The organism is Kocuria sp. NBRC 114282 (assembly GCF_030268385.1).
Taxonomy (GTDB): domain Bacteria; phylum Actinomycetota; class Actinomycetes; order Actinomycetales; family Micrococcaceae; genus Kocuria; species Kocuria palustris.
This window is the reverse complement of sequence record NZ_BSQO01000001.1, coordinates 238,975-261,221: the sequence shown is the minus strand read 5'-3', so window position 1 is coordinate 261,221 and position 22,247 is coordinate 238,975. Positions and strand designations below refer to the sequence as shown.

The following is a 22,247-nucleotide window of genomic DNA, read 5'->3' as shown; positions in this document are numbered from 1 at the left end:
GGCTCCTCAGCAGTCGAGGGCGGCGAGCAGCCCGGGCTGGGAGAGCTCCTCGTTGAGCCAGGGGCTCAGCAGCTGCGGCACGGCCCGGCTGGCCCGCAGCAGCTCGGCGGGATCGACCCAGAGGGACTCCGCGACCTCCTCGGGATTCGGCACGGGCGAGGACTCGGCCCGGGCGGTCCACACCGGGCAGAACTCGTTCTCGACCACGCCCGAGGCATCGCGCGCCCAGTAGGCGAACTCCGGCACGACCTCCCGCAGCTCGGTCAGCTTGAGTCCCAGCTCCTGCTCGGCCCGGCGGCGCAGCGCCGCAGCCATGGATTCGCCCGGTCCCGGGTGGCCGCAGAAGCTGTTCGTCCACACGCCCGGCCAGGTCCGCTTGCTCAGGGCACGACGGGTGAGCAGCACCCGCCCGTCGTCGTCCAGGACCCAGCAGGAGAAGGCCAGGTGCAGAGGGGTGTCCGCGGTGTGGACCTCGGATTTCAGCGCCGTGCCGATCGGCAGGCGCGCGGTGTCCAGCAGCACGACCTGCTCGGGCCGCCTGGGGGTGGTCATGGTGATCGCACTTCCTCACGTCGTCGTTGCCCCGAGTCTGCCAGGATGCCCCCATGTCCCGCCGCCGCGCACGTCCCAGACCGCTCTCCCCGCGCGATGGCATCGATCCGGTCTCGGTCCGGCTCCCGGACGACCGCAGCTGCACGGCCGGCGAGCACCTGCTGCTGCGCTTCCCCGCCTCGCGCGCGCAGCTCGAGCGGCTGCTGTCGGGCGGCGAGATCGTCGACGACCGCGGCGCCCCGCTGCCCGCCGACGCCCCGTGCGCCGGTCAGCGGGTCTGGTACCACCGCGAGCTTCCGGTGGAGCCCGAGCTGCCCCATGACATGCCGGTCCTCTACGAGGACGAATGGCTGCTGGCGGTCGACAAGCCGCACGGGCTGCCGTCCACACCGCGGGGAGGGTTCATCGCGCAGACGGCGCTGAGCGTGCTGCGTCGCCGCCGCGGCGAGGACGACCTGGTTCCGGCGCATCGCCTGGACCGGGACACCGCCGGCGTGCTGCTGCTGATCCGCGATCCCCGGGCGCGCGGGGCCGTGCAGCGCCAGTTCCAGGACCGTCGCACCGAGAAGTCGTACGAAGCGGTAGCCCGCCTGGGCGGTCTGGTGCTCGAGGACCTGCCGGATCGGCGCAGCAGCCGGCTGCTCAAGCAGCGCGGGGTCCTGCAGGCCGCCGAGGTCCCCGGCGAGCCCAATGCCGTGACGCACCTCGATCCGCTGAGCGCCTTCGAGGACGACGACGGCCGCTGGGCCCACCTGCGCCTGCACCCCTTGACCGGGCAGACCCACCAGCTGCGGGTCCACCTGGCAGCGCTCGGGACGCCCATCCGCTGGGATCCGCTCTACCCGCAGGTGCTTCCCCGGGAGCCGGGCGACGTCTCGCGTCCGCTCCAGCTGCTCGCGCGCACCCTGCGACTCACCCACCCGGTGACCGGGCAGGCCCTGGAGCTGAGGAGCCGTCGCCGCCTGGAGACCCTCCCCCGCTGATGCCGCCTCGGAGATCGCGGGGGGGGGCGTCGGGGCGGATCGCTAGGCTGAGGGCCAGCCGTCCGCGACAGCCCGCAGCACTTTCGACGGCAGCGCACGACCCCCACGCACAGGAGAGCCATGAGCCACGACCCCGCCGCCTCGATCCTCGCCGATGCCGTCGACGACCGCGCCGTGCGCGCAGCTCTGGCCGCCCGCTCGGTGCAGGAGCTGTTCGGGCAGCGGGCCCTCGGCATCCCCGGGACCTGGCTGGCTGCGATCACCTTCCCGGGGCCGTCGCGGACCAACCTGACCTGGCACTACTGGTGGCAGGCGCACCTGCTCGACGCCCTCGTGGATGCCGCTCTGCGGGAGGCCTCCTCGGGCGGGGACCCGGAGCCGCTGCGCAAGCACGCGCATCAGCTGCTGCGCGGCATCGCCGTGCGCTCGGGCGGGTCTGTCGTGATCAACAGCTTCTTCGACGACATGTCCTGGCTCATGCTGGCGCTGGGCCGCCTGCGCCAGCTCGATCAGGTCTGCGGCGCCTCCTCCGGCGACGTCCTGCGGGCCGGGAGCCTCCTGCTGTCCCAGATCCGCTCGGCGCACACCGACGACCTCGGCGGCGGCATGTTCTGGAGCCGCGAGCGCACCTACAAGAATGCCGCGACCACGGGCCCGGCGGCCCTGATCGCTGCGCGCACCGCCTCCGACGACTCCGCCGAACGGCTGCTCAGCTGGCTGCGTGAGAACCTCTGGGACGCCCAGCGCGGCGTGTTCTGGGACGGGATCAAGCTGCTGGCCGCCGGCTCCGGCCAGGAGACCACGCAGCGCGACGACGCCGTCTACTCCTACAACTCCGGCCCCGTGCTGGCGGCATGCCTGGAGCACGCCGCCGTCGTGCCCCGGGATCGGGCTCGGTCCTGGCTGGAGTGGGCGGGACAGATCATCGCCGGCGCCGAATCGCACTTCGGGCGCGACTCCACCAGTGCTTCCGGTCGGCGGCGTCGGAGCCTGTCCACGCACGGCACCGGCGACGGCGGGCTGTTCACCGGCATCCTCGTGCGGAACCTGGCGGAGGCCGCCGAGGACCCCCAGCTGCCCGAGGCCTCACGCCTCACCGCACGGCGCCTGGTCCTCGACACCGCCGACGCCCTCTGGGACGGCCGTCGCGAGTTCGATCCCGGCATGGACCCCCACGACCCCAGCGCCCGCCCGGAGCCCCGGCGCGTGCGCGCGATCTTCTCCTCCGACCCCCTCAAGGACGCGGATCAGACCCAGCGCGTGGGCGCCCCGGTGGATCTGTCCACGCAGATCCAGTCCTGGATGATCCTGGAGGCCGCGGCCCGCCTGGAGCGCAGCCTCCGCTGATCGCGGAAACCCCGGCACCGACCCACCACGAGACCCGACGGCTGAGGTAGACAGATCCCATGAGCTCCATACGCACACCGGACCCGAATCCCGGCTGGCTGTCCGAGGAAGACCTCCGCGAGGCCCGTGCCCGCCTGCCGATCGTCTACGTCCAGGCGATCCCCGTGCAGCTGGATCCCGTGGGCTGCGTCTCGGAGGTGGGCCTGCTGCTGCAGCCCAATGACGTCGGCGAGCTGGAGCGCGCCGTGGTCTCGGGGCGCGTCCTGTACCGCGAGACGATCCGCGGGGCGCTGCTGCGGCACCTGGAGAAGGATCTCGGGCCGCTGGTCATGCCCATGGTCCCGCCCTCGACCGTCCCCTTCGCGGTCACCGAGTACTTCCCGCATCCGTCGGAGACGGGCTTCACGGACAACCGCCAGCACGCGGTCGCGCTGAACTACGTGGTACCCGTGCGCGGCGAGTGCCAGCCGCGCGAGGACGCGCTGCAGCTGTCCTGGGTCACCCCCGAGGAGGCGCTCAGCGCCGACATCCAGGCGGAGTTCGCCGGCGGCCGGGGCCGGCTGATCGAGCAGGCCCTGGCGCACGTCGGCTGGGGCCGCTGAGCGGCCTTCAGCGCGAGCGGTCCTGCGAGGGAGCGCTGTGCCCGTCGTCGTCCTCACCCGCAGCCGCGCCGTCGAGGTCCGCGTCCGCCGGGCCCCCGCGGCGGTCCGCCTGCGAGGCGGCGATGATCCGCGGCATGGCCTGCGTGTCTGCTCGGCGCTCCTCGCTGTTGCGCCAGAAGTAGATCACGACCATGCCGCACAGCGCGCCCAGCACGGTCTCCACCGCGCGGGCCTGCAGCAGCGGCGCGGCCGGGACCGCATGCGCCAGCTGCGTCATCAGCAGCGCCAGCGGCGTGATGAACAGCAGTGCCAGCGAGTAGTTGCGGCCCACGAACAGCTCGGCGAGCAGCTGGAAGAGGATCACCAGGACCAGCATCTGCCACGGGCCCAGATCGAAGGCCAGCACGAACGCGGTCACGCCCACGCCGCCCAGCGTGCCGACCATGCGGTGGACGCCGCGCTGCAGCCGCGCCAGGTGCGTGGGCGCCGCGATCGGAGCGGCGGCGGCCACCTGCGCCCAGTAGACGTGGCTGAGCCCGGCGGCCTGGGAGACGATCAGCGCCACCACGGCGGCCAGTCCCGTGGCCACCAGGAAGCGCCCGCCGTGCGCGGCCAGCTGGCCGCGGGTCAGGCGCACCATCGACGCCGGGGGCGGTGACTTCCCCTCGCGCCCCTCGCCCACCAGGGACCAGATCCACGCCAGCAGGACGGAGAAGGCGGCGGAGCCGGCTGCGATCGCGATCGCCAGCAGAGGGTGCGCCACGGCATCGGGCCCCAGGGAGCCGATCGCGCCGGTGGCGAAGATGAAGAACACCGACCCGGCGGGCTTGAGGTTCCAGGCCGCGGCCAGCACCGCGCCGATCGCGGCGACCACGGAGGTGATGCCCAGGACCAGGGGCTCCGGCGCGCCGAACCAGGACAGCAGCGCGCCGATGGCCACCGAGACCGTGACCAGCGCGCCCGCCTGCAGCTCATGGCCCAGGCGCTGGCGCAGCGGCTCGTGCCGGGCGTAGATCGAGGTAAAGGCGCCGAAGGCCGCGTAGATCGTCAGGTCCGGGCGCCCCAGGAGCATCAGCAGCACGAGAGGGATCCCCACGGCCAGGGCGATGCGGACCGCAGGCACGTGGTCCCGGCGGGAGGGGCCCACCTCGAACAGCTGGCGGACGGTGGACGATCCGGACACGCGGGCTCCTTCCTGCGGAAGAGTCGGGGCTGCCCTGGGCGGGAAGCGCTCCGATGAGGGACTGGGGCATCCGCGCTCGAGCGGCGGGAGGGGATGCGATGAGGCTCGAGGGCCGCAGTCGATGCTATCCCCGCCCCGGGCGGACCGGCTCGGGCCGCTGCATCGGGGACAATGGACGGATGGACTCCGAGCAGACCCCCGCGCCCAAGCCCCACCCGCTCTCCGGGCGGGACAGCTTCTCCTTCCGGGTGCGCACTCGGCTGACCGAGACCGTCGCCCAGCCCCCGCGGACCGATCCGCACGGCGACCCCGAGCCCCCGTGGCTGGGCCGCACCGGGGAGATCACCACACCGCACGGCACCATCCGCACGCCCGCCTTCATCCCCGTGGCCACCGCCGCGACCGTCAAGGCCGTGCTGCCGGAGGCCATGAAGGAGCTCGGCGCGCAGGCGCTGCTGGCCAATGCCTACCACCTGTACCTGCGCCCCGGTCACGATCTGCTCGACGAGGCCGGCGGGCTCGGCCGCTTCATGAACTGGGACGGCCCCACCTTCACCGACTCCGGCGGCTTCCAGGTCATGTCCCTGGGCTCCGGATTCAAGAAGGTGATCGACATGGATGGCCCCTCCCCCAAGGGCCCCGTGGGCGATGACGACGTGGCCGAGGGCAAGGAGCGCCTGGCGAACGTGGACGACGACGGCGTCACGTTCATCTCGCACCTCAACGGCGACAAGCACCGGTTCACCCCTGAGGTCTCCATGCAGGTCCAGCACGGGATCGGCGCGGACATCATGTTCGCCTTCGACGAGCTGACCACCCTGCACAATTCCCGCGGCTACCAGGAGCGCGCCCTCGAGCGGACCCGGCTGTGGGCGCTGCGCTGCCTCGAGGAGCACGAACGGCTCACGCGGGCTCGGCAGCACCGGCCCTATCAGGCGCTGTTCGGCGTGATCCAGGGCGCCCAGTACGAGGACCTGCGCCGGCAGGCCAGCCGCGACCTGGGTGCCATGGACTTCGACGGCTACGGCATCGGCGGGGCCCTGGAGAAGAAGAACCTCGGCACGATCGTGGGCTGGTGCGCCGAGGAGCTGCCCGAGGACCGACCGCGGCACCTGCTGGGCATCTCCGAGCCGGACGACATCTTCGTGGCGCTGGAGGCAGGGGCGGACACGTTCGACTGCGTCTCCCCCACCCGCGTGGCCCGCACCGGGGCCTGCTACCACCCCAAGGGCCGGTTCAACCTCCCGGCGGCGCGCTTCAAGCGGGACTTCCGCCCCATCGACGAGGACTGCGACTGCTACACCTGCGCGCACTACACCCGCGCCTACGTGCACCACCTGTTCAAGGCCAAGGAGCGGGTGGCGGCCACGCTGGCCTCGATCCACAATGAGCGCTTCACCGTCCGGCTGGTGGACCGCGCCCGCGAGGCGATGGAGGACGGGTCGTACCTGGCCTACCGGGACGCGACCCTGGCCGACTACTACAGCGGCGGCCACCCGTGAGCCGCGCCCACGCCTGCGACCCGAGCACGTGAGCCACAAGGAGGCACAGATGACCGAGAACCCCAGCGACCGCCCCAGCTCCGACCTGGATCGCGTCCCCGCCGAGCAGCGCTGGCGCCTGCATAGGGTCCTGCCGCACCCGTCGTCGCGGATCTACCAGGCCCTCATGGACCCCGAGCTGCTGCCGCACTGGTACGGGCCGCAGGGCTGGAGCGTCCACCCCGAGTCCCTCGAGCTGGATCCGCGGCCGGGCGGCATCCGCCGCTTCGCCATGGTCATGGACGACGACCCCCAGATGGGCGCCCCCTCCCACGGCCGGCACGCGGCGATCGTGCCGGAGGAGATGCTCGAGATCCAGGAGGCGCTGCCGGGGCCCGATGGCGAGCCCACCGAGCATCTGATCCTGCTGCGCATCGAGCTCGTGCCCGTCGACGGCGGGACCCGGATCGAGCTGCTGCAGGGGCCGCTGCCGAAGGAGGTCCACGCGACCGCCAAGGGCGCCTGGGACTCCTCGCTCGATCGACTGCGCGCGCTGCTGGATTCCCGGGAGTCCTGATGAGCCCTCAGATCCGTCGGCTGACCCGCCTGGTCTCCGTGCTGCGCGCCGAGAACCCCGGGCCCATGACGCTCGAGGGCACGAACAGCCTGCTGCTGCGCGCGCCGGGCTCCGACGGCGTCGTCGTGGTGGATCCCGGCCCCGACCTGCCGGAGCACGTGCAGGCTCTCGCCGCGGCGGGGCCCGTGGAGCTGGTGCTGATCACGCACCGCCACGATGATCACACCGAGGCGATCGATTCCCTGCGCAAGCTGACCGCAGCGCCCGTGCGGGCCGCGCTGCCGGAGCACTGCCGCCATGGGCAGCCGCTGCGCGACGGCGAGCGTCTCACCGCCGCCGGGGTCTCGATCGAGGTGCTGGCCACGCCGGGGCACACCTCCGACTCCCTGAGCTTCCGGATCCTCGACGACGCCGCGCTGACCGATGGTGCCGCGATCGCCCCCATCCTCACGGGCGACACCGTCCTGGGCCGCGGCACCACCATGCTCGATCATCCGGACGGGACGCTGGGCGACTACCTGGCCTCGCTCGATCGGCTCGAGGCCGCCGGTGGCATGGGTCTTCCCGCCCATGGTGAGCCGCTGCCGGATCTGGCCAAGACCTGCCGGGAGCTGCGCGACCATCGGCTGGAGCGCCTGGACGAGGTCCGCGCAGCCCTCGAGTCCATGAGCGCGACAACCCAGGGGGTCTCCGCCGACGAGCTCGCCGAGCGCATCTACCCGGAGGTCCCCGCCCAGGTCCGCCCCGCGGCCCGCCGCTCGATCGAGGCTCAGCTGGCGCATCTGCAGCGGGACTGAACCCCGCCGTCGTCGTCGAGCGGCCTCTGCGTGCGATGGCGAGCCGCCGTGGCCATCGAGTGGCGTCTGCGTGTGCGCTCAGCGCGCCGGACGCACCCGCAGAGGCCACTCGATTCCGGAAGGCACAGCGAGGAGCCAGCAGGCCTCAGGCGGTCACGGCGCCGTAGTCCTCGATCTTCTTGACGCGCGCCACCACGGCGTAGGTGACCGGGAGCATGACGACCTCGATCAGGCACTTCCAGACGTAGCCGACGAGCACGTAGTTCAGGAACTGCCCCGGTGTCTCGATGCCGATCACGGGGGCGGCGATCGCGCAGAAGATGATCGTGTCCATGAGCTCGCCGACCAGCGTGGAGGCCATCAGCCGCGCCCACAGGTGCCGCTCCCGGGTGCGCTGCTTGACCTTGACCAGCACGTACGCGTTGAGCAGCTGCCCCACCAGGAAGCCCAGCAGGGAGGCCAGGACGATCAGCGGCACCGGGCCCAGGGTCTGCGCGAAGGCCTCCTGGCCCTCGTAGAACGGTGCGGCCGGCAGCGCGATGATGATCCAGAAGCACAGGCTCGCGAAGGCGCCGGCGGCGAAGGCCATCAGCGTGGAGCGCCGCGCTGCGCGGAAGCCCCAGACCTCGGAGACCACATCGCCCACCACGTAGGCCAGCGGGAAGAGGAAGAAGCCGCCGTCGGTGATGATGGGGCCGATCTGCACGCCCTTGGTGGCGCCGATGTTGGACAGCACCAGGATCACGGCGGTCGCGGCCACGAACAGGTCGAACAGGCTGCGGGGGCGGCGGGCGTACTGGGCCGCGGTCATCGGGGACGACGACGGCGTGCGGGGGTCGCTGGTCATGCGGCAGGGCTCCTGGGGAGGGGTTGTCAGCGCCGAGCGGAGCGGGCTGATGCCGTCTCCGTCGCGCGTGGATCCGAGCGCGGCACGACCTGCAGGAGCCTGGGGCTGCGCAGGGCCGACGGACGCGCTGCCTGCCACCCAGCGCGTCGAACCGTCTCGACCGCGCCAGGATACAGGCCGCGATGACCGCCCACGACGGCCATGTTGGTGCCACCCGCCCAGCAGGAGCAGAATCGAGCCATGACTTCTGCACCCGCTGCTCAGACTCCCCCGTTCGCGCTCACGATCGCCGGCAACGAGGCCACCGGCGGCGCCGGCGCCCAGGCGGATCTCAAGACCTTCCAGGAGCTCGGCGTCTTCGGCTCGCTGGCGCTGACCTGCATCGTGTCCTTCGACCCCCGCAACGACTGGGGCCACCGCTTCTCCCCGGTGGATCCGCAGGTGATCGCCGATCAGCTCGACGCCGCCTCCTCGGCCTACGACCTCAGCGCCGTCAAGATCGGCATGCTCGGCTCGCCGCAGACCATCGACGTCGTCGCCCAGGCCCTCGAGTCCCTGAAGACCCCGCACCTGGTCCTGGACCCGGTGCTGATCTGCAAGGGCCAGGAGCCCGGTGCCGCACTCGACACGGACAAGGCGCTGACCGCCCAGATCCTGCCGAAGGCCACGTTCGTGACGCCCAACCACTTCGAGTCGATCTCGCTGTCCGGAATGGACGACATCACGACCGTCGAGCAGCTGGAGGAGGCCGCCAAGCGCATCCACGAGCGTTCCGGGGCCGCCGTGCTCGCCAAGGGCGGCGTGCGCCTGGAGGGTCCGGACGCCGTGGACGTGTTCTACGACGGCACCACGACCGAGGTCCTGTCCTCGCCGAAGGTCGGCGAGGTCGCCGTCGCCGGAGCCGGCTGCACCCTGGCCGCGGCGATCACCGCCGAGCTGGCCAAGGGCGTGTCCCCGCTGGAGGCGGCCCAGGCCGCCAAGGAGTTCGTCTCGGCCGGCATCCGCCAGCGCGTGAGCTCCCACGCTCCGTTCGACTCCCTGTGGCAGGGCGGGCTGGCCGCCGAGCGCGCCTGAGCAGCAGCGCCCCACACATTCCATTCAGGGCATATGACGATCGCGGCCCCGCACTGCAGTCGATGCAGTGCGGGGCCGGCTTTCGCCTCCGAGCAGCTCCCGGACACTTCCGCGGGGTCATGAGCTCCGGAATCCCGATGCGAACCCGACTGAGGATCAGAAGGTCCTGGACGGCGGACGCAGATCGAGGCGAGGAGGCGCAATGGATCCGACAACAGGCCCCGCGCCTCGCGAGTCGATCGACGACGTCGTCCGCCCGAGTCGCGCGCACGACCGCGTACGACGCCTTCCGCATGGGCCGCGCCCGGCTGGACGCGTCGCTGGTCGGAGAGATCGCCGCGGCCCTGGAAGAGGATGAGCACCAGGGTGCCGCGTGGGCTCGTCGGGCCCGGGGGGCACGACCCCGCCAGGAGCCCGAGCTGCCGCCGAGCAGCGAGACCCAGCAGCCGGCCCCGCCGCCAGAGGCCCCTGCCGCCGATTCAGGCCCAGAGCAGGCCACCTCCCCGCTGTCGTCCGACGAGAACTCGGAGCAGGCCTCCGCTGCGCAGACTCCGCCTGCTGCGGCACCCCGCGGCACGCAGGTGCGCCGCCGATGGGTCGTACCGATCATGCTCGTGGGCCCGGAGACGTCACTGGCCCTCATGCCGGTGAACATCGCGGGCGCACTGGTCTGGGGATACGGCGCCCGCCGCTGGGGATGACGCGCTCCCCGGCCCGAGGCCTGCCGACCCTCGGTGCAGCGCTGACGGGCAACCCCTTCACCTCCGTGGCGGACAAGCTGATCTCCGGGGTGATCGCACTGGCGGCCGTGAGCCTCCTGCCCGCAGCCCGGCCCGAACAGCCGCCCACTGCCGAGACGATGCAGCCCGGCACTTCTCACAAGGAATACGCTCCGCAGACTGCGGGTTATGGGAGATGACGCGGCACGGAAGAATCCGTCGCCGCACACGAACCTGAATGAGAGGAGCACGACATGGCAGTCTCCGATAAGAAGGTGGCCTTCCTGCTGACTCGCGGCGTGGAGCAGGTCGAGCTGACCAGCCCCCGCCAGGCCCTCGACGAGGCCGGTGCGACCACCACGCTCATCTCGCCCTCGGAGGGCACCCTCCAGGCCATGCAGGGCGACTGGGACCACGCCGACACCTTCGACGTCGACCTCCCGGTCGGCCAGGCGCGGGTCGAGGACTTCGACATGCTGGTGCTGCCCGGCGGCACCCTCAACGCCGACGCCCTCCGTCTGGACGAGGACTCGGTGGAGCTGGTCAAGGCGTTCTTCGCCGCGGACAAGCCCGTGGCCGCGATCTGCCACGCCCCGTGGATCCTGGCCCAGGCGGGCCTGGCCAAGGGCCGCCGCTTGACCTCGTTCGCATCCACCGAGGTGGACCTCAAGAACGCCGGGGCCGACTGGGTCGACGAGGAGGTCGTCGTCGACGGCAACCTGATCACCTCGCGCGATCCCGGCGACCTGGAGGCCTTCAACCGCGAGATCGCCCAGGCCCTGTCCTGAGCCTTCGCGCAGTACTGCGCCCCGCCCGCTCCGGTCGGAGCAGGCGGGGCGCCTCCCTGTCAGCTCATGCCCAGGAGATTCCAAGTAAGTCTCGCCTCACTCAGGGATCTTTTGGCGACATCTGATAGTAAGGTGTCAGCATGCCCAAGATCCAAGCGGCCACCAACGCCGAGCAGCGCGAGCACACCAAGCACGCCATCCTCGAGTCCTTCGGCCAGCTGCTGTACCAACAGGGCCTGACCGGGCTCACCATGACCCATGTGGCCCGCAACGCCGGCATCGGCCGCACCGCCGTCTACAACTACTTCGCGGACATGGGCGAGCTGCTCATCGCCTTCACCATGGACGAGACCGATCGCTTCATGCGCGAGCTGCACGCCGAGCTCGCCCTGGTCGAGAATCCCGTGGACAAGCTCGGCGTGTACGTCCGCGCCCAGCTCGACGACCTCTCGCGCCGTCACATCCCCCCGGGGCCGGCCATGCGCACGGTGCTCTCCCCGGAGGACTTCCAGAAGCTCGGCGCCCACGTGGGCTCGCTGCGACTCGTGCTCATCGACATCCTCCGCGAGGCCGTCGCCGACGGCTGGCTGCCGGACGGCGACCTCCCGGAGATGGGCCGCCTGGTCCACGGCTCCCTGGCCTCCACGGCCGACCGGGAGGCCAACTCGGAGGAGGACCGCGCCGCCCACGAGCGCCACGTCCGCGCCACGGTCACCTTCATCCTGCGCGGGCTGGGTGCCCGCTTTGACGACGAGGGCTCCCCCGTCCGCCTGAGCGAGCCGGCCCCCGCTCTGAGCCTGGCCGGCTGATCAGCTCACCTGGACGGTCTCGACCCGGTTACCACTCGCTCAGGATCCTGACGAAGGGCGCCGCCAGGTCCTCGGCGCGGTCCAGTTCGCGCTTCTGCGAGCGGATGCCCAGGCCCCAGCCATCCGTATAGCCCTTGGCCAGCCACTGCTGGTCATCTGGCAGGAACTTCTCAGCCAGCGGCAGCTTCCGCGCGCCGAGCTCGGTCCTTCCGGGCTGCGGGTGGCTTGTGCTCACCAGCAGGCGCTCCTCATGGCCCTTCAGCACCCCGTGGTAGAGCCGCTTCAGATGCACGACCCACTCCGGGGCGACCTGCGCCTCCGACGGCTCCGGGGAGTTCGCCTCGTCGGCCGCAGCGCAGACCCCCAGGAAGTGCCCGAGCTCCGGAGGATTGACGTCTCCGCGGGCCTCTGCCTGGATGTGCCCCACGAGCTGGCACCCGTCTGCCAGCGCGGGCGAGGCGACCACGACGGAGGGCATGCCAGAAGCGCCCCTCCTCACCACGACATCCCCGTCGTGAGGCAGCCGCAGCTGCAGATCCGGGCTGTCCAGCTTTCCGCTGACCAGTGACTTCCACTCCAAAGCGCTCGCCGTTCCCTCTGCTCGTCTCCCGTCGCCTCGGCTCTTCACGAGGCCCCGACTCACGGGAGGCTGCGAGCGCAGCACCGCCGCTTGGAGGCCTGCGGCGAAGCCCGATCAGTTCCCGAACAGCAGCAGATCCCGGTCCTGGGCACCGAGTTCGATGCCCAGGACCGGGATCTGCCGCCAGAAGGCCGGCTCAGGCCGTGGACGGACGACGCGGCTCAGCGCGTCAGCACACCGGTGCGCGGCGGGATGTAGTGCCCATTGACCGTGACGCCGTAGTTCAGGAAGTTGATCCGCACCCAGCGGCCGTCGTTGAGCTTGCGGGAGTGCACGTGCCGGTCGTAGACAAATTGTGTGTCGCCCACGGCATACAGGCCCTTCCAGTTCACGGCATAGCGCAGATCGGCGGTCTCCGAGCGGTCTTCGTCGAGGGAGTACCAGAAGATGCTCTCCCGGAACTGCTTGCCGGTATCCCGGGTCTCTCGGCAGGTCGTCTGCGCCTCGGCGACGGCCGTCTGCAGCTGGCCGGGGCCCGTGCGCGACATCAGCGTGGTCGCTAGGACCATCGACATGTCGCGAGCCCATCGGGTGTCCACCGCGGCCTGCAGCGCGCCGGCGTTCGGTGTGGAGTCGAGCAGGCAGCTTCCCCCGACGCCCCCGCTGTCTGCAGGAGTCGTCGTGGCGTTGACCGCGAAGTTGTGCATCACCACGGGCGTGCCCAGGGCCGCGACCTGCCCCATCAGGGCGCCGTTCTGCTGGGTCACGTGCCAGGCGCCCATGGACGAGCCGTTCGCGCCGCCGATGGTGGACTCCCGGAAGATCCAGTCCAGATCCCGCGATGAGCCGAGCTGCTTGGCCAGCGCCTGCTGGTTCGGGTAGTCCGCGTAGACCCCGAGGTTGCCTGCGATCTTGGCGCCGCCGTCGCGACGGGCGACCTCGTCGTCGATCGCCGCCACGGTGCGCAGCATCGCCTGGCCGTAGCCGTCGTCGGAGCCCCACGGGCCCCACGTTCCGATGTCGCGCATGTTCTGGCCCTGGGCCGGAGACATCGCCATGTCATCCAGGAAGACCCCGTCGAACTGCGTGGGAGCGGCGCCGGTGGTGCCGCGCACGGAGTCTGTGGTCACGATGTCCGCGGCCCGGTCGGCGCACGAGGCGTTGTAGGAGCTCGAGAGGCTCGCGATGCGCAGGTGGGAGAACCCGGGATAGACCGCGCGGCCATTGGAGTCCACGGCGACCCGCGAGTTGTTGGGCCGCACCGTGTAGTTCGCGCCGTCGCGGTTCAGGGACAGGCAGGTGCTGTGGAACGGATCCCGAGTCCACGACGAGGCGTCTGAGATGCCGCCGATGTCCAGGTAGGCGTAGAACTTCACCCCGGGATTGGCCGCGCGCATGTCGGCCAGGTTGCAGGAGCCGGCAGGGAGGTTGCCGGAGGCGGTGATCGGGTCCACCACGACGGAATCGACCGCGCCTACGAGGGCGCCGCCGCGGCGAGCGCTGCGAGTCTGCGCGCCCCCGGGAGCAGCGGACGGTTTCGAGGTGCGGCCCGATGGCGGGCGCGAGATCGGTTCGCGGGCATGGGAGAGGTCCCCTTCCGCGTCCGGGCAGGGACGCTGGCCAGTGGCTGGGAATGGGCTGGACAGAGCCCCGACGGACCCTACAAGCCTCTGACCAGGGGAAACAGGCCCCTCACTCCACCCGGCTGCGATGTGACCCGAAGTGGCCCCACCCCGATGCCGAATCATCCGCCGCCGGGACGGCCCCTCACTGCCGCTGGACTGCCCCCGGCCACATCTCATCCACCACGTACCTCTCGCCGATCGAGAAGTCGTACTGCACGAGCTTCAGGTCCTGGAGCAGGTCCGCTCGCGTCTCGTCCAGGTTCTCGGGATCCAGCTGCTCGCCCTGCGGGTCCAGCATGCGCTCGCGCTGGATCACCGGCATGGAGCCGTTCACGTCGTCGAGCAGTGCCAGGTAGGGCGTGACGGGAGCGTCGGCGACCTCGTAGATCTTGGGCAGGAACATGGCCGGGGTGGTCACGGTGCCCTCGGAGGTCTGATCCGTCTCGCTGTTCCACACGTAGTACGGGGTCTGCAGGCTGGTCTCCGGGTCGTTCTGCGCGCGCAGCTCATCCGAGTAGACGCCGGGCAGGTGATCGCCGTAGAAGACCACGATCGTCTCCTCGTCACCCTCGCGCAGCTGCTGCAGGAACTCGGCCATTGCGTCGTCGGTGTTGTGCAGGCCGCGGGCGTACTGGCTGAGCTGACCGGTGTCCGAGCCGTCGGCGACCTCGACTCCGATCGGGTCGTCGTAGAAGTCGAAGTACGGACCGTGGTTCTGCATGGTCACCAGGTTCGTGAACACGGGCTCGTCGGTGGTGTCCATCTGGTGGAGCACCTCGTCGAAGGCCGAGGCGTCGCTGATGTACGGGCTGCGCCCCAGGTGGTCGTCTTCCTGGATATTGTCCTCGTTGATCACCCGGTCGAAGCCGAAGTTCTCGTAGACCGCCGGGCGCTTGTACATGTGCAGGTTGTAGGGGTGGATCGCCACGGAGACGTGGCCCATCTCCTCGAAGGCGCCCGCAGCCGACGGGTATCCGTCCAGGTCGCTGACGAAGTTCTGGTACGGCGAGTTCGCCTGCTGGCGGAACAGCCCCACGGGCTCACCGGTCATCGACTCGAACTCCATGGTGGAGGTGCCTCCGCCGTAGGAGTTGGAGTACATGGTCCCGGACAGGGTCTCCTCCATGGTCTCGCGGGTCTGCGGGATCGGGTCCTCGTCGAGCTCGACGCCGTCCATGCGCGTGGGATCGGAGAACGACTCGGAGAGGATGACCACCACGTTGGTGTCCTCGAGCGAGCCGTCGCGGTCGGCGTTGATCTGCTCCGCACGGCCCTCGTAGCGCTCGGCGAGATCGGACATGGCGGCCTCGTCGTAGCCCTCGGGCTCATCCATGGGATCGGTCGGCATGTTGTAGAGGAACCCGCCCACGAAGCCGTGGACGCGGTAGTTGTACAGCTGGCTCGAGTTGCCCCAGTCCTCTCCATTCGTGTCGTAGAGCGCACGCCACATGTTGGATTCGGAATTGAAGCTCACCGTGTGGATCAGCAGGGCACCGGTCACGATCACTCCCAGGATGCGCAGCCCCAAGTAGCGCTTGTGGACTCCGCCTTCCGCGCGGCGCAGGCGCGGGCGCGGGAACCACCGGGACATCAGCTTCCCGATCACGACGATCACCAGGACCAGCACGACGAGCCCGATCACCACCGCCGCGATCATCTGGCCCGTGACCATCGACAGCAGGAAGCCCGCTTGTCCCACGAACTCCATGTCGCTGGGGAACACGGGCTCCTGCCGGATCATCAGCTTCTGCTTGCTGGCCACCGCCAGGATCGCCAGGGCCGCGGTGACGATGCCGACCGACCACCAGAACCGTCCGATCAGCAGCCAGACGAAGGACATCAGCACGAAGATCACCAGGACGTCGAACGGCGACGTCAGCTCCACGAGGTGCCCGAAGGTGTCGTCCTCCACACGCGCCGAGCTCTGCAGCATGAACGCGCAGATCGCCGACAGCACGAGCATCACGACCGCTCCGCCGACGATCCCGGTCCAGCGAGGGCGGGGGGCGGGGGCGTCTTCGGGGGGTGTCGTGCTGTTCATGCAGGACACGGTATCTGTAAAGACTCCGTTCATCTTCACCGGATTCGTCACACCCGATGACGGCGTGGATCACATCTGAGCGTTCGCACATGCTTTCTCGGCAGCTCAGGGCCTGCCGGTCAGCCCAGCTGGAATCGAGCATGAAGAAAGCCCCTTCGATCAGCGCTTGTGCTGATCGAAGGGGCTTCCCGACGGCGGAGGATGGGGGATTTGAACCCCCGAGGGCGTTAACCCAACACGCGTTCCAGGCGTGCGCCATAGGCCGCTAGGCGAATCCTCCTCGGCTGCACGGTCGCACCGCAGGGCGCGAACATGCAGGGACTATCCTAGACCATGCGCACCCGACGGTGGAAATCCTCGGGATGGGAAGCAGGGTTTCACAGCGCCCGCACCGGTCCGATACACTCTTCGACAGCCCCTCGTGCGGCGTCATCTTGAGGAACTCCCCCAGGGCCGGAAGGCAGCAAGGGCACTTGAGCTCTGACGGGTGCACGAGGGGTCTTCTCATGCCCGGATCGCACCCGGAACCCAGTCATCCACCGCACCGACTCCGCCGCTCAGGACGTCGGAGCCCGTCGCTACAGTGTCCGTGTGACGACCGCCCTGTACCGCCGCTACCGCCCTGAGACGTTCGAGGACGTCATCGGTCAGTCCCATGTGACCGAGCCGCTGATGACCGCGCTGCGCAAGAACAAGGTGAACCACGCCTACCTGTTCTCCGGTCCGAGAGGCTGCGGCAAGACCACCTCGGCGCGCATCCTGGCGCGCTGCCTCAACTGCGCTCAGGGCCCCACGCCCACGCCCTGCGGGCAGTGCGAGTCCTGCCGCGATCTGGCCCGCGACGGCGCCGGCTCCCTGGACGTCATCGAGATGGACGCCGCCTCCCACGGCGGCGTGGACGACGCCCGCCAGCTGCGCGAGCGCGCCACGTTCGCCCCGGTCCGGGACCGGTACAAGATCTTCATCATCGACGAGGCCCACATGGTCACGCGCGACGGCTTCAACGCGCTGCTGAAGATCGTCGAGGAGCCGCCGGAGCACATCAAGTTCATCTTCGCCACCACGGAGCCGAACAAGGTCCTGCCGACCATCCGCTCCCGCACGCACCACTACCCGTTCCGCCTGGTCCCGCCCGAGCCGCTCATGGAGTACCTCAGCGCCCTGTGCGAACAGGAGGGCGTGGGCGTGGAGCCCGGCGTGCAGGCCATGGTGGTCCGCGCCGGCGGCGGCTCCGTGCGCGACTCCCTCTCCGTGCTGGATCAGCTCATGGCCGGCACCGACCAGGATCAGATCAGCTACGACCTGGCCAGCTCGCTGCTCGGCTACACCCATGGGGCCCTTCTCGACGACGTCGTCGACGCCTTCGCCTCCGGCGACGCCGCCACGGTGTTCCGCGCCGTCGACCGCGTGATCCAGACAGGACAGGATCCGCGGCGGTTCGTGGAGGATCTGCTCGAGCGCTTCCGCGACCTCGTGATCGTGGACGCCGTGCCGGAGAACGCGGGCAACATCCTCCACGGGACCCCGGAGGACCAGATCGCCCGCCTGCGCAATCAGGCGCATCAGATGGGCGCCTCGGAGCTCTCGCGCTGCGCGGACATCACCAACGAGGCGCTGACCGAGATGGTGGGGGCCACCTCCCCGCAGCTGCACCTGGAGCTGCTGTGCGCCCGGCTGCTGCTGCCCTCGGCGGAGAACACCACCCGCGGAGTCGGCGTGCGCGTGGATCGCCTTGAGCGACGCCTGAACATCGGGCGCACCGGCGCTCCCACCGGGCCCCTGGTGGATGTGCCGCAGGAGCAGGCCTCCTCCGGCGCCCCGCAGCAGGCACCGGCTCCTCAGCCCGAGCCGCCCCGGCCCGTCCAGCCCGCTGCCGAGGACACCGACGCGCACAGCGGCTCCACCCCCGCAGGGGAGTATGACACTGCCTCCGAGGCTCCTGCCCCGGCCCAGCCCGAGGTGCAGGAATCGGATCCGCTCGCTGCGGCCGAAGGCGGCTTCGGGAAGTTCCGCGGTCGCCAGCCGGAGACTCGCGGCGAGTCGTCCGGATCCTCGGGGAACTCTGCGCCCGCGCAGGATGGCCCCCAGTCGGTGTCCCAGCTGTCAGGGTCTCAGCAGTCGGGGCCACGGCGCGCCGAGGCGCAGCCACAGGCTCCCCAGCAGCCTGCCGGCGCCCCGGATCAGACGCCTCAGCGTCCGCCGCACGCGGATGAGTCCGCCTCCCGCGGCCCCGCCAGCGGCGGCGAGATCGACATGATCCGCAGCTCCTGGACCGAGATCATCTCGGCCCTGGCGGAGATCCATCGCGTCTCGTGGATGACCACCATGCGCGGAACCCCCATCGCCTTCGACGGCTCCGTCCTGCAGCTGATGTTCGATGCCGAGGGCGACCGCAAGAACTTCCCGCGCTTCGAGCCGAACCTGGTCCAGGCGATCCAGCAGGTCATCGGCGTGACCTGCCGCGTGGAGGCCGTCGGTCCCGGAGGGGGGACCCGGCATGACTCCGGCGGACCTCGAGGCGCAGCTCCGCAGGGGTCCGGCTCGAGCAGGCCGGGCGGCGTCGGCCCCAGCACTGCCGGTCCGGGCGGATCCGCCCCCGGCGCTCCGGGCTCCGCCGGGCCCCGCGGCGCAGGACCCGGCGGACCGAGCTCGAACGGGCCCGGTGGTCCGGGCCGCCCGAGCGCGAACGCGCAGACCGAGTCCGGGCAGCAGGGCCCCGAGCAGCGCGGCTCGGGACGAAGCACTCCAGCACAGCACGGCGGCGAGCCGCGGGGCAGACCCAGCGATGACCGGGAGGAAGCGCAGCATGACGGGGGCCGGGCGACCGGCCCTCGGCCGTTCCCCGCCCAGGGTCAGCGACCGCCCCAGCGCGAGCAGCCGTCTCAGCGCGCTGAACCCCGACGGCAGCCCGGCAGCCTGACCCCGCAGGACGAGGCCCCTCAGGAGGAGGCCGAGCAGTCGGCCCCTCAGCAGGACGACTCCGCCGAGGTGACGACCTGGGCTGTGGCGTCGATCCCCACCTCGGATCCGGTGGAGGCCGCCCCTGCCGGACCCGATGGTCCCGCCCAGGGCACCGAGCCCGAGGTTCCCGAGGCCCCGGCAGATCCGGCTCCCACGGGAGCTGCCCCGACACCGGCCGGACCGGAGGAGAGCACCCGCCAGGACTCGGCCTCTGAGGCGTCGCAGGAGGCGGCCTCAGCCCCGCCGTCGGCGCAGTCCCCGGAGCAGACTCGGCCGGAGCCCGAGAGCGCACCGCTGTCCACGCAGGACGCCCGCGCCGCGTGGGCGGAATCCGTCGAGCCGTTCTCGCCCTCGCAGGACCCCCAGGAGCCGTCAGCCTCCCAGCCGCCGCCAGCGGCCCGGGAGCAGGCAGCACCGCGCGAACAGGCCCCTCCCCACCAGCCGGCCGAGAACCGGGACCAGGCTGCACCCCGGCGGCAGCCACAGAGGTCGGCTCAGCGTCGGCGCGGCGAGGACCCGTCGCCGGATCCGATCGTGCCCGCCAGCCCGTACGACGACATCCCCTGGCCGGATGAGGCTCCCCCCGAGGAGGAGCCGCCCTTCGAGGACCCCGGCTACCGCGGGGCACCGTCGCGCGCGGCGGCCGGCTCCGGCGCGGGGCACGGCGCGGACACGGATCCGCAGCACACCTCCGGCGGACCGGCAGCGCAGACGCTCGCGCCGTCCGTCGAGCCGGGCGAGCCGACCTCCCAGCAGGACTCCGCCCGCCCCGGGTCCTTCCGCACGCCGGCACAGACCCCGGGCCACTCCGCAGAGCCCGTCTCGGAGCCGCCGCCGCAGGACCTTCCATCGGAGGAGCAGTCCCCGCAGCAGCCGCCCCAGGAGGATGCCCCGCCGGAGCAGTGGCGCCCCTCTGCAGGAGCACGCTCGGCGTCCGCTCCCTCGGGCACCCCAGCAGGCGGAGCCGCAGCGCCTTCATCGGGATCGGCAGCGCCCGCTGCGCCGCGCAAGCAGAGCTTCCGGGAGCGCCACGCGGCACATTTCGCCGCCGCTGAGCGCAGAGCCGAGCCGAGCCGGGCTGCGTCGTCGGCCCCGGACCTAGACTCGGAGGCGACGTTCTCGCCCAGCGAGGACGACGAGGCCGTGGAGAACACGGACCAGAGCACGCGGGCGCTGATCGAGCGCATCCTCGGCGGGCGGCTGCTGGAGGAGATCCCGCATCAGAGCGGCATCTGAGCTTCCGTCGTCCCTCCTGGAGCGCACCCGCCCCATCGAAACCGTCGAAATGAGTGATCCGTGTACGAAGGCGCAGTCCAGGACCTGATCGATGAGCTCGGTCGCCTGCCCGGTGTGGGCCCCAAGTCCGCCCAGCGCATCGCCTTCTTCCTGCTCGATGCCGAGCGCTCGGACGTCCAGTCGCTGGCCGATGCCCTGATCGCGGTCAAGGAGCGGGTCCAGCACTGCGAGACCTGCGGCAACGTCTCCGAGCAGGAGCAGTGCAGCATCTGCCGCGATCCGCGTCGCGACCGCACCGTCATCTGCGTGGTCGAGGAGTCCAAGGACGTCATGGCCATCGAGCGCACCCGAGCGTTCCGCGGGCTGTACCACGTGCTCGGCGGCTCCATCAATCCGATCGGCGGCGTCGGCCCTGATCAGCTGCGGATCCGCGAGCTCATGACCCGGCTCTCGGACGAGACCGTCCAGGAGATCGTCCTGGCCACCGACCCGAACCTCGAGGGCGAGGCGACCGCCACCTACCTGGCGCGCATGCTGCGGACCCTGGGCATCACGGTGACCCGCCTGGCCTCGGGGCTGCCCGTGGGCGGAGACCTGGAGTACGCGGACGAGGTCACGCTGGGCCGGGCGTTCGAGGGCCGTACCGCGGTCAGCTGAGCTGGCCGATAGACTGGGACGAATGCCGCCGAGGAGCCTCGGCAGACAAGCAGCCAGAACCAGCCGGGGGTGCCAGAACATATGAGCCTGATCGTGCAGAAGTTCGGCGGATCGTCGGTCGCAGACGCGGCCAGCATCCGTCGAGTGGCACGTCGCGTGGTGGAGACCCGAGATGCCGGCAACGACGTCGTCGTGGTGGTCTCCGCCATGGGCGACACCACCGACGAGCTGATCGACCTGGCCAACGAGGTGGCGCCCAAGCCGCCCGCCCGTGAGATGGACATGCTCCTGACCTCCGGCGAGCGGATCTCCATGTCCCTGCTGGCCATGGCGGTGAGCGCCTACGGCGCACCGGCCCAGTCCTTCACGGGCTCGCAGGCCGGCATGATCACGGACGGCGACCACGGGGCGGCCTCGCTCGTGGAGGTCAATCCCGAGCGCATCCGCGAGTCCCTGGACCAGGGCAACATCGCGATCGTCGCCGGCTTCCAGGGCGTGCACCGGGCCACCAAGGACATCACCACGCTGGGCCGCGGCGGCTCGGACACCACGGCCGTGGCCCTGGCGGCCGCGCTCGACGCCGACGTCTGCGAGATCTACTCGGACGTGGACGGCGTCTTCACCGCGGATCCGCGCATCGCACCCAAGGCGCACAAGCTCGAGGAGATCTCCTCCGAGGAGATGCTGGAGATGGCGGCCAACGGCGCCAAGATCCTGCACCTGCGCTGCGTCGAGTACGCCCGCCGCTTCGGCGTGAAGCTGCACGTCCGCTCATCCTTCACCCACCACGAGGGCACCTGGGTCATCCCCAGCCCCGATGACACGACCGTCTCTGTGCACACCCAGGAGATCCCCTTGGAACAGCCGCTGATCGCAGGAATCGCCCACGACCGCACCCAGGCCAAGATCACCGTCGTCGGCGTCCCCGACCGCCCCGGGATCGCCTCCGGCATCTTCCGGCTGCTGGCCGATGCCAAGGTCAACGTGGACATGATCGTGCAGAACGTCTCAGTCTCGGACGAGAAGACCACGGACCTGTCCGTGACGATCCCGGAGACCCAGGGCGATCTGGCCATGTCCATGCTGCGCGCGGCCGAGGAGAAGATCGGCTACGCGAGCCTCGAGTACAACGACCAGGTCGGCAAGCTCTCCCTGGTCGGGGCGGGCATGAAGTCCAACCCGGGCGTGTCCTTCACGTTCTTCGACGCCCTGGCCGAGCACGACATCAACATCGACATGATCTCCACCTCTGAGGTGCGGATCTCCGTGGTGACCGCCGCCGACCGCCTGGACGAGGCCGTGCGCGCCGTCCACTCGGCCTTCGGCCTGGACTCCCAGCAGGACGCCGCCGTCTACGGCGGTACCGGGCGCTGAGCCCAGCATCTGCG

Annotated in this window: 19 protein-coding genes, 1 tRNA gene and 1 other RNA gene; 14 read left to right on the top strand and 7 right to left on the bottom strand. The window is 70.8% G+C overall.

The features are described from left to right. Window positions 1-6 precede the first annotated feature (6 nt). The gene (idi, locus tag QSJ40_RS01215; RefSeq protein ID WP_058872033.1) at window positions 7-552 is read right to left on the bottom strand and encodes an isopentenyl-diphosphate Delta-isomerase; all 546 of its coding nucleotides are present in this window, start codon (window positions 550-552) and stop codon (window positions 7-9) included. Between the two features lie 53 nt (window positions 553-605). On the opposite strand from idi, the gene QSJ40_RS01210 reads away from it, so the two are divergent. The 3 genes from QSJ40_RS01210 to QSJ40_RS01200 all read left to right on the top strand — a co-directional run bounded on the left by QSJ40_RS01210 (window position 606) and on the right by QSJ40_RS01200 (window position 3,484). Further along, a complete protein-coding gene (locus QSJ40_RS01210; RefSeq protein WP_058872032.1) occupies window positions 606-1,535 on the top strand; it encodes a pseudouridine synthase in 930 nt (309 codons plus the stop codon). Window positions 1,536-1,655: 120 nt separating this feature from the next. Next, window positions 1,656-2,882, top strand: a complete 1,227-nt coding sequence (locus QSJ40_RS01205; RefSeq protein ID WP_285728386.1) for a glycoside hydrolase family 76 protein — start codon at window positions 1,656-1,658, stop codon at window positions 2,880-2,882. Window positions 2,883-2,941: 59 nt separating this feature from the next. Next, entirely contained in the window at window positions 2,942-3,484 is a 543-nt protein-coding gene (locus QSJ40_RS01200) for an NUDIX hydrolase family protein (RefSeq protein WP_006213947.1), read from the top strand. Window positions 3,485-3,491: 7 nt separating this feature from the next. Here QSJ40_RS01200 and QSJ40_RS01195 read toward each other — a convergent pair whose 3' ends face one another. After that, window positions 3,492-4,667, bottom strand: coding sequence for an FUSC family protein (locus QSJ40_RS01195; RefSeq protein WP_285728385.1), 1,176 nt, complete (start codon window positions 4,665-4,667; stop codon window positions 3,492-3,494). A 179-nt stretch (window positions 4,668-4,846) separates the two neighbouring features. Here QSJ40_RS01195 and tgt point away from each other — a divergent pair, with 179 nt between their 5' ends. The 3 genes from tgt to QSJ40_RS01180 are packed head-to-tail and all read left to right on the top strand — an operon-like array spanning window position 4,847 to window position 7,522. Continuing rightward, entirely contained in the window at window positions 4,847-6,169 is a 1,323-nt protein-coding gene (gene tgt, locus QSJ40_RS01190) for a tRNA guanosine(34) transglycosylase Tgt (RefSeq protein ID WP_285728384.1), read from the top strand. Between the two features lie 49 nt (window positions 6,170-6,218). Then, entirely contained in the window at window positions 6,219-6,725 is a 507-nt protein-coding gene (locus tag QSJ40_RS01185; RefSeq protein WP_006213951.1) for an SRPBCC family protein, read from the top strand. Next, window positions 6,725-7,522, top strand: a complete 798-nt coding sequence (locus QSJ40_RS01180) for an MBL fold metallo-hydrolase (RefSeq protein WP_285728383.1) — start codon at window positions 6,725-6,727, stop codon at window positions 7,520-7,522. Before QSJ40_RS01185 ends, QSJ40_RS01180 begins: the two co-directional genes overlap by 1 nt. 145 nt (window positions 7,523-7,667) lie before the next feature. Here the strand turns inward: QSJ40_RS01180 and QSJ40_RS01175 are convergent, their stop codons facing one another. Beyond that, a complete protein-coding gene (locus QSJ40_RS01175) occupies window positions 7,668-8,369 on the bottom strand; it encodes a queuosine precursor transporter (RefSeq protein ID WP_053447953.1) in 702 nt (233 codons plus the stop codon). A gap of 240 nt (window positions 8,370-8,609) precedes the next feature. Here QSJ40_RS01175 and thiD point away from each other — a divergent pair, with 240 nt between their 5' ends. The 4 genes from thiD (at window position 8,610) to QSJ40_RS01155 (ending at window position 11,759) form a co-directional block, all read left to right on the top strand. Next, window positions 8,610-9,443, top strand: coding sequence for a bifunctional hydroxymethylpyrimidine kinase/phosphomethylpyrimidine kinase (thiD, locus tag QSJ40_RS01170; protein WP_006213954.1), 834 nt, complete (start codon window positions 8,610-8,612; stop codon window positions 9,441-9,443). Between the two features lie 293 nt (window positions 9,444-9,736). Further along, the gene (locus QSJ40_RS01165) at window positions 9,737-10,144 is read left to right on the top strand and encodes a hypothetical protein (protein WP_285728382.1); all 408 of its coding nucleotides are present in this window, start codon (window positions 9,737-9,739) and stop codon (window positions 10,142-10,144) included. Between the two features lie 272 nt (window positions 10,145-10,416). Beyond that, window positions 10,417-10,950: a type 1 glutamine amidotransferase domain-containing protein gene (locus QSJ40_RS01160; protein WP_006213957.1), complete on the top strand. Its 534-nt coding sequence runs from the start codon at window positions 10,417-10,419 to the stop codon at window positions 10,948-10,950. A 140-nt stretch (window positions 10,951-11,090) separates the two neighbouring features. Then, the gene (locus tag QSJ40_RS01155; protein WP_006213958.1) at window positions 11,091-11,759 is read left to right on the top strand and encodes a TetR/AcrR family transcriptional regulator; all 669 of its coding nucleotides are present in this window, start codon (window positions 11,091-11,093) and stop codon (window positions 11,757-11,759) included. A 28-nt stretch (window positions 11,760-11,787) separates the two neighbouring features. Here the strand turns inward: QSJ40_RS01155 and QSJ40_RS01150 are convergent, their stop codons facing one another. The 4 genes from QSJ40_RS01150 to QSJ40_RS01135 form a co-directional block, all read right to left on the bottom strand. Continuing rightward, window positions 11,788-12,237 (bottom strand): hypothetical protein, encoded by a 450-nt coding sequence (locus tag QSJ40_RS01150; RefSeq protein ID WP_053447956.1) that lies wholly within the window; start codon window positions 12,235-12,237, stop codon window positions 11,788-11,790. Window positions 12,238-12,560: 323 nt separating this feature from the next. Continuing rightward, window positions 12,561-13,793 carry a hypothetical protein gene (locus QSJ40_RS01145; protein ID WP_285728381.1) on the bottom strand — a complete coding sequence of 411 codons (1,233 nt, stop codon included), beginning with the start codon at window positions 13,791-13,793 and terminating at the stop codon, window positions 12,561-12,563. 313 nt (window positions 13,794-14,106) lie between these two features. Beyond that, a complete protein-coding gene (locus QSJ40_RS01140) occupies window positions 14,107-16,005 on the bottom strand; it encodes an LTA synthase family protein (protein ID WP_285728380.1) in 1,899 nt (632 codons plus the stop codon). A 195-nt stretch (window positions 16,006-16,200) separates the two neighbouring features. Continuing rightward, window positions 16,201-16,285, bottom strand: a tRNA-Ser gene (locus QSJ40_RS01135). A gap of 130 nt (window positions 16,286-16,415) precedes the next feature. Here QSJ40_RS01135 and ffs point away from each other — a divergent pair. From ffs to QSJ40_RS01115, 4 genes are all read left to right on the top strand, one after another. Next, window positions 16,416-16,512: signal recognition particle sRNA small type (gene ffs / locus QSJ40_RS01130), an RNA gene on the top strand. A gap of 84 nt (window positions 16,513-16,596) precedes the next feature. After that, on the top strand, window positions 16,597-20,202 hold the full coding sequence (locus QSJ40_RS01125) for a DNA polymerase III subunit gamma and tau (protein ID WP_285728379.1): 3,606 nt from the start codon (window positions 16,597-16,599) through the stop codon (window positions 20,200-20,202). 60 nt (window positions 20,203-20,262) lie between these two features. Further along, window positions 20,263-20,859: a recombination mediator RecR gene (gene recR / locus QSJ40_RS01120; RefSeq protein ID WP_006213963.1), complete on the top strand. Its 597-nt coding sequence runs from the start codon at window positions 20,263-20,265 to the stop codon at window positions 20,857-20,859. A gap of 81 nt (window positions 20,860-20,940) precedes the next feature. Next, window positions 20,941-22,233 carry an aspartate kinase gene (locus QSJ40_RS01115; protein ID WP_006213964.1) on the top strand — a complete coding sequence of 431 codons (1,293 nt, stop codon included), beginning with the start codon at window positions 20,941-20,943 and terminating at the stop codon, window positions 22,231-22,233. The last annotated feature ends 14 nt before the right edge of the window (window positions 22,234-22,247 follow it).

What these genes read in the sequence shown, in the direction of transcription:
- QSJ40_RS01210 (WP_058872032.1), top strand. Translation starts at nt 606, where the DNA reads ATGTCCCGCCGCCGCGCACGTCCCAGACCGCTCTCCCCGCGCGATGGC.
- QSJ40_RS01115 (WP_006213964.1), top strand. Translation starts at nt 20,941, where the DNA reads ATGAGCCTGATCGTGCAGAAGTTCGGCGGATCGTCGGTCGCAGACGCG.
- QSJ40_RS01165 (WP_285728382.1), top strand. Translation starts at nt 9,737, where the DNA reads ATGGGCCGCGCCCGGCTGGACGCGTCGCTGGTCGGAGAGATCGCCGCG.
- QSJ40_RS01175 (WP_053447953.1), bottom strand. Translation starts at nt 8,369, where the DNA reads ATGACCAGCGACCCCCGCACGCCGTCGTCGTCCCCGATGACCGCGGCC.
- idi (WP_058872033.1), bottom strand. Translation starts at nt 552, where the DNA reads ATGACCACCCCCAGGCGGCCCGAGCAGGTCGTGCTGCTGGACACCGCG.
- QSJ40_RS01155 (WP_006213958.1), top strand. Translation starts at nt 11,091, where the DNA reads ATGCCCAAGATCCAAGCGGCCACCAACGCCGAGCAGCGCGAGCACACC.
- tgt (WP_285728384.1), top strand. Translation starts at nt 4,847, where the DNA reads ATGGACTCCGAGCAGACCCCCGCGCCCAAGCCCCACCCGCTCTCCGGG.
- QSJ40_RS01140 (WP_285728380.1), bottom strand. Translation starts at nt 16,005, where the DNA reads ATGAACAGCACGACACCCCCCGAAGACGCCCCCGCCCCCCGCCCTCGC.
- QSJ40_RS01160 (WP_006213957.1), top strand. Translation starts at nt 10,417, where the DNA reads ATGGCAGTCTCCGATAAGAAGGTGGCCTTCCTGCTGACTCGCGGCGTG.
- QSJ40_RS01180 (WP_285728383.1), top strand. Translation starts at nt 6,725, where the DNA reads ATGAGCCCTCAGATCCGTCGGCTGACCCGCCTGGTCTCCGTGCTGCGC.
- QSJ40_RS01150 (WP_053447956.1), bottom strand. Translation starts at nt 12,237, where the DNA reads ATGCCCTCCGTCGTGGTCGCCTCGCCCGCGCTGGCAGACGGGTGCCAG.
- QSJ40_RS01200 (WP_006213947.1), top strand. Translation starts at nt 2,942, where the DNA reads ATGAGCTCCATACGCACACCGGACCCGAATCCCGGCTGGCTGTCCGAG.
- QSJ40_RS01205 (WP_285728386.1), top strand. Translation starts at nt 1,656, where the DNA reads ATGAGCCACGACCCCGCCGCCTCGATCCTCGCCGATGCCGTCGACGAC.
- QSJ40_RS01185 (WP_006213951.1), top strand. Translation starts at nt 6,219, where the DNA reads ATGACCGAGAACCCCAGCGACCGCCCCAGCTCCGACCTGGATCGCGTC.
- thiD (WP_006213954.1), top strand. Translation starts at nt 8,610, where the DNA reads ATGACTTCTGCACCCGCTGCTCAGACTCCCCCGTTCGCGCTCACGATC.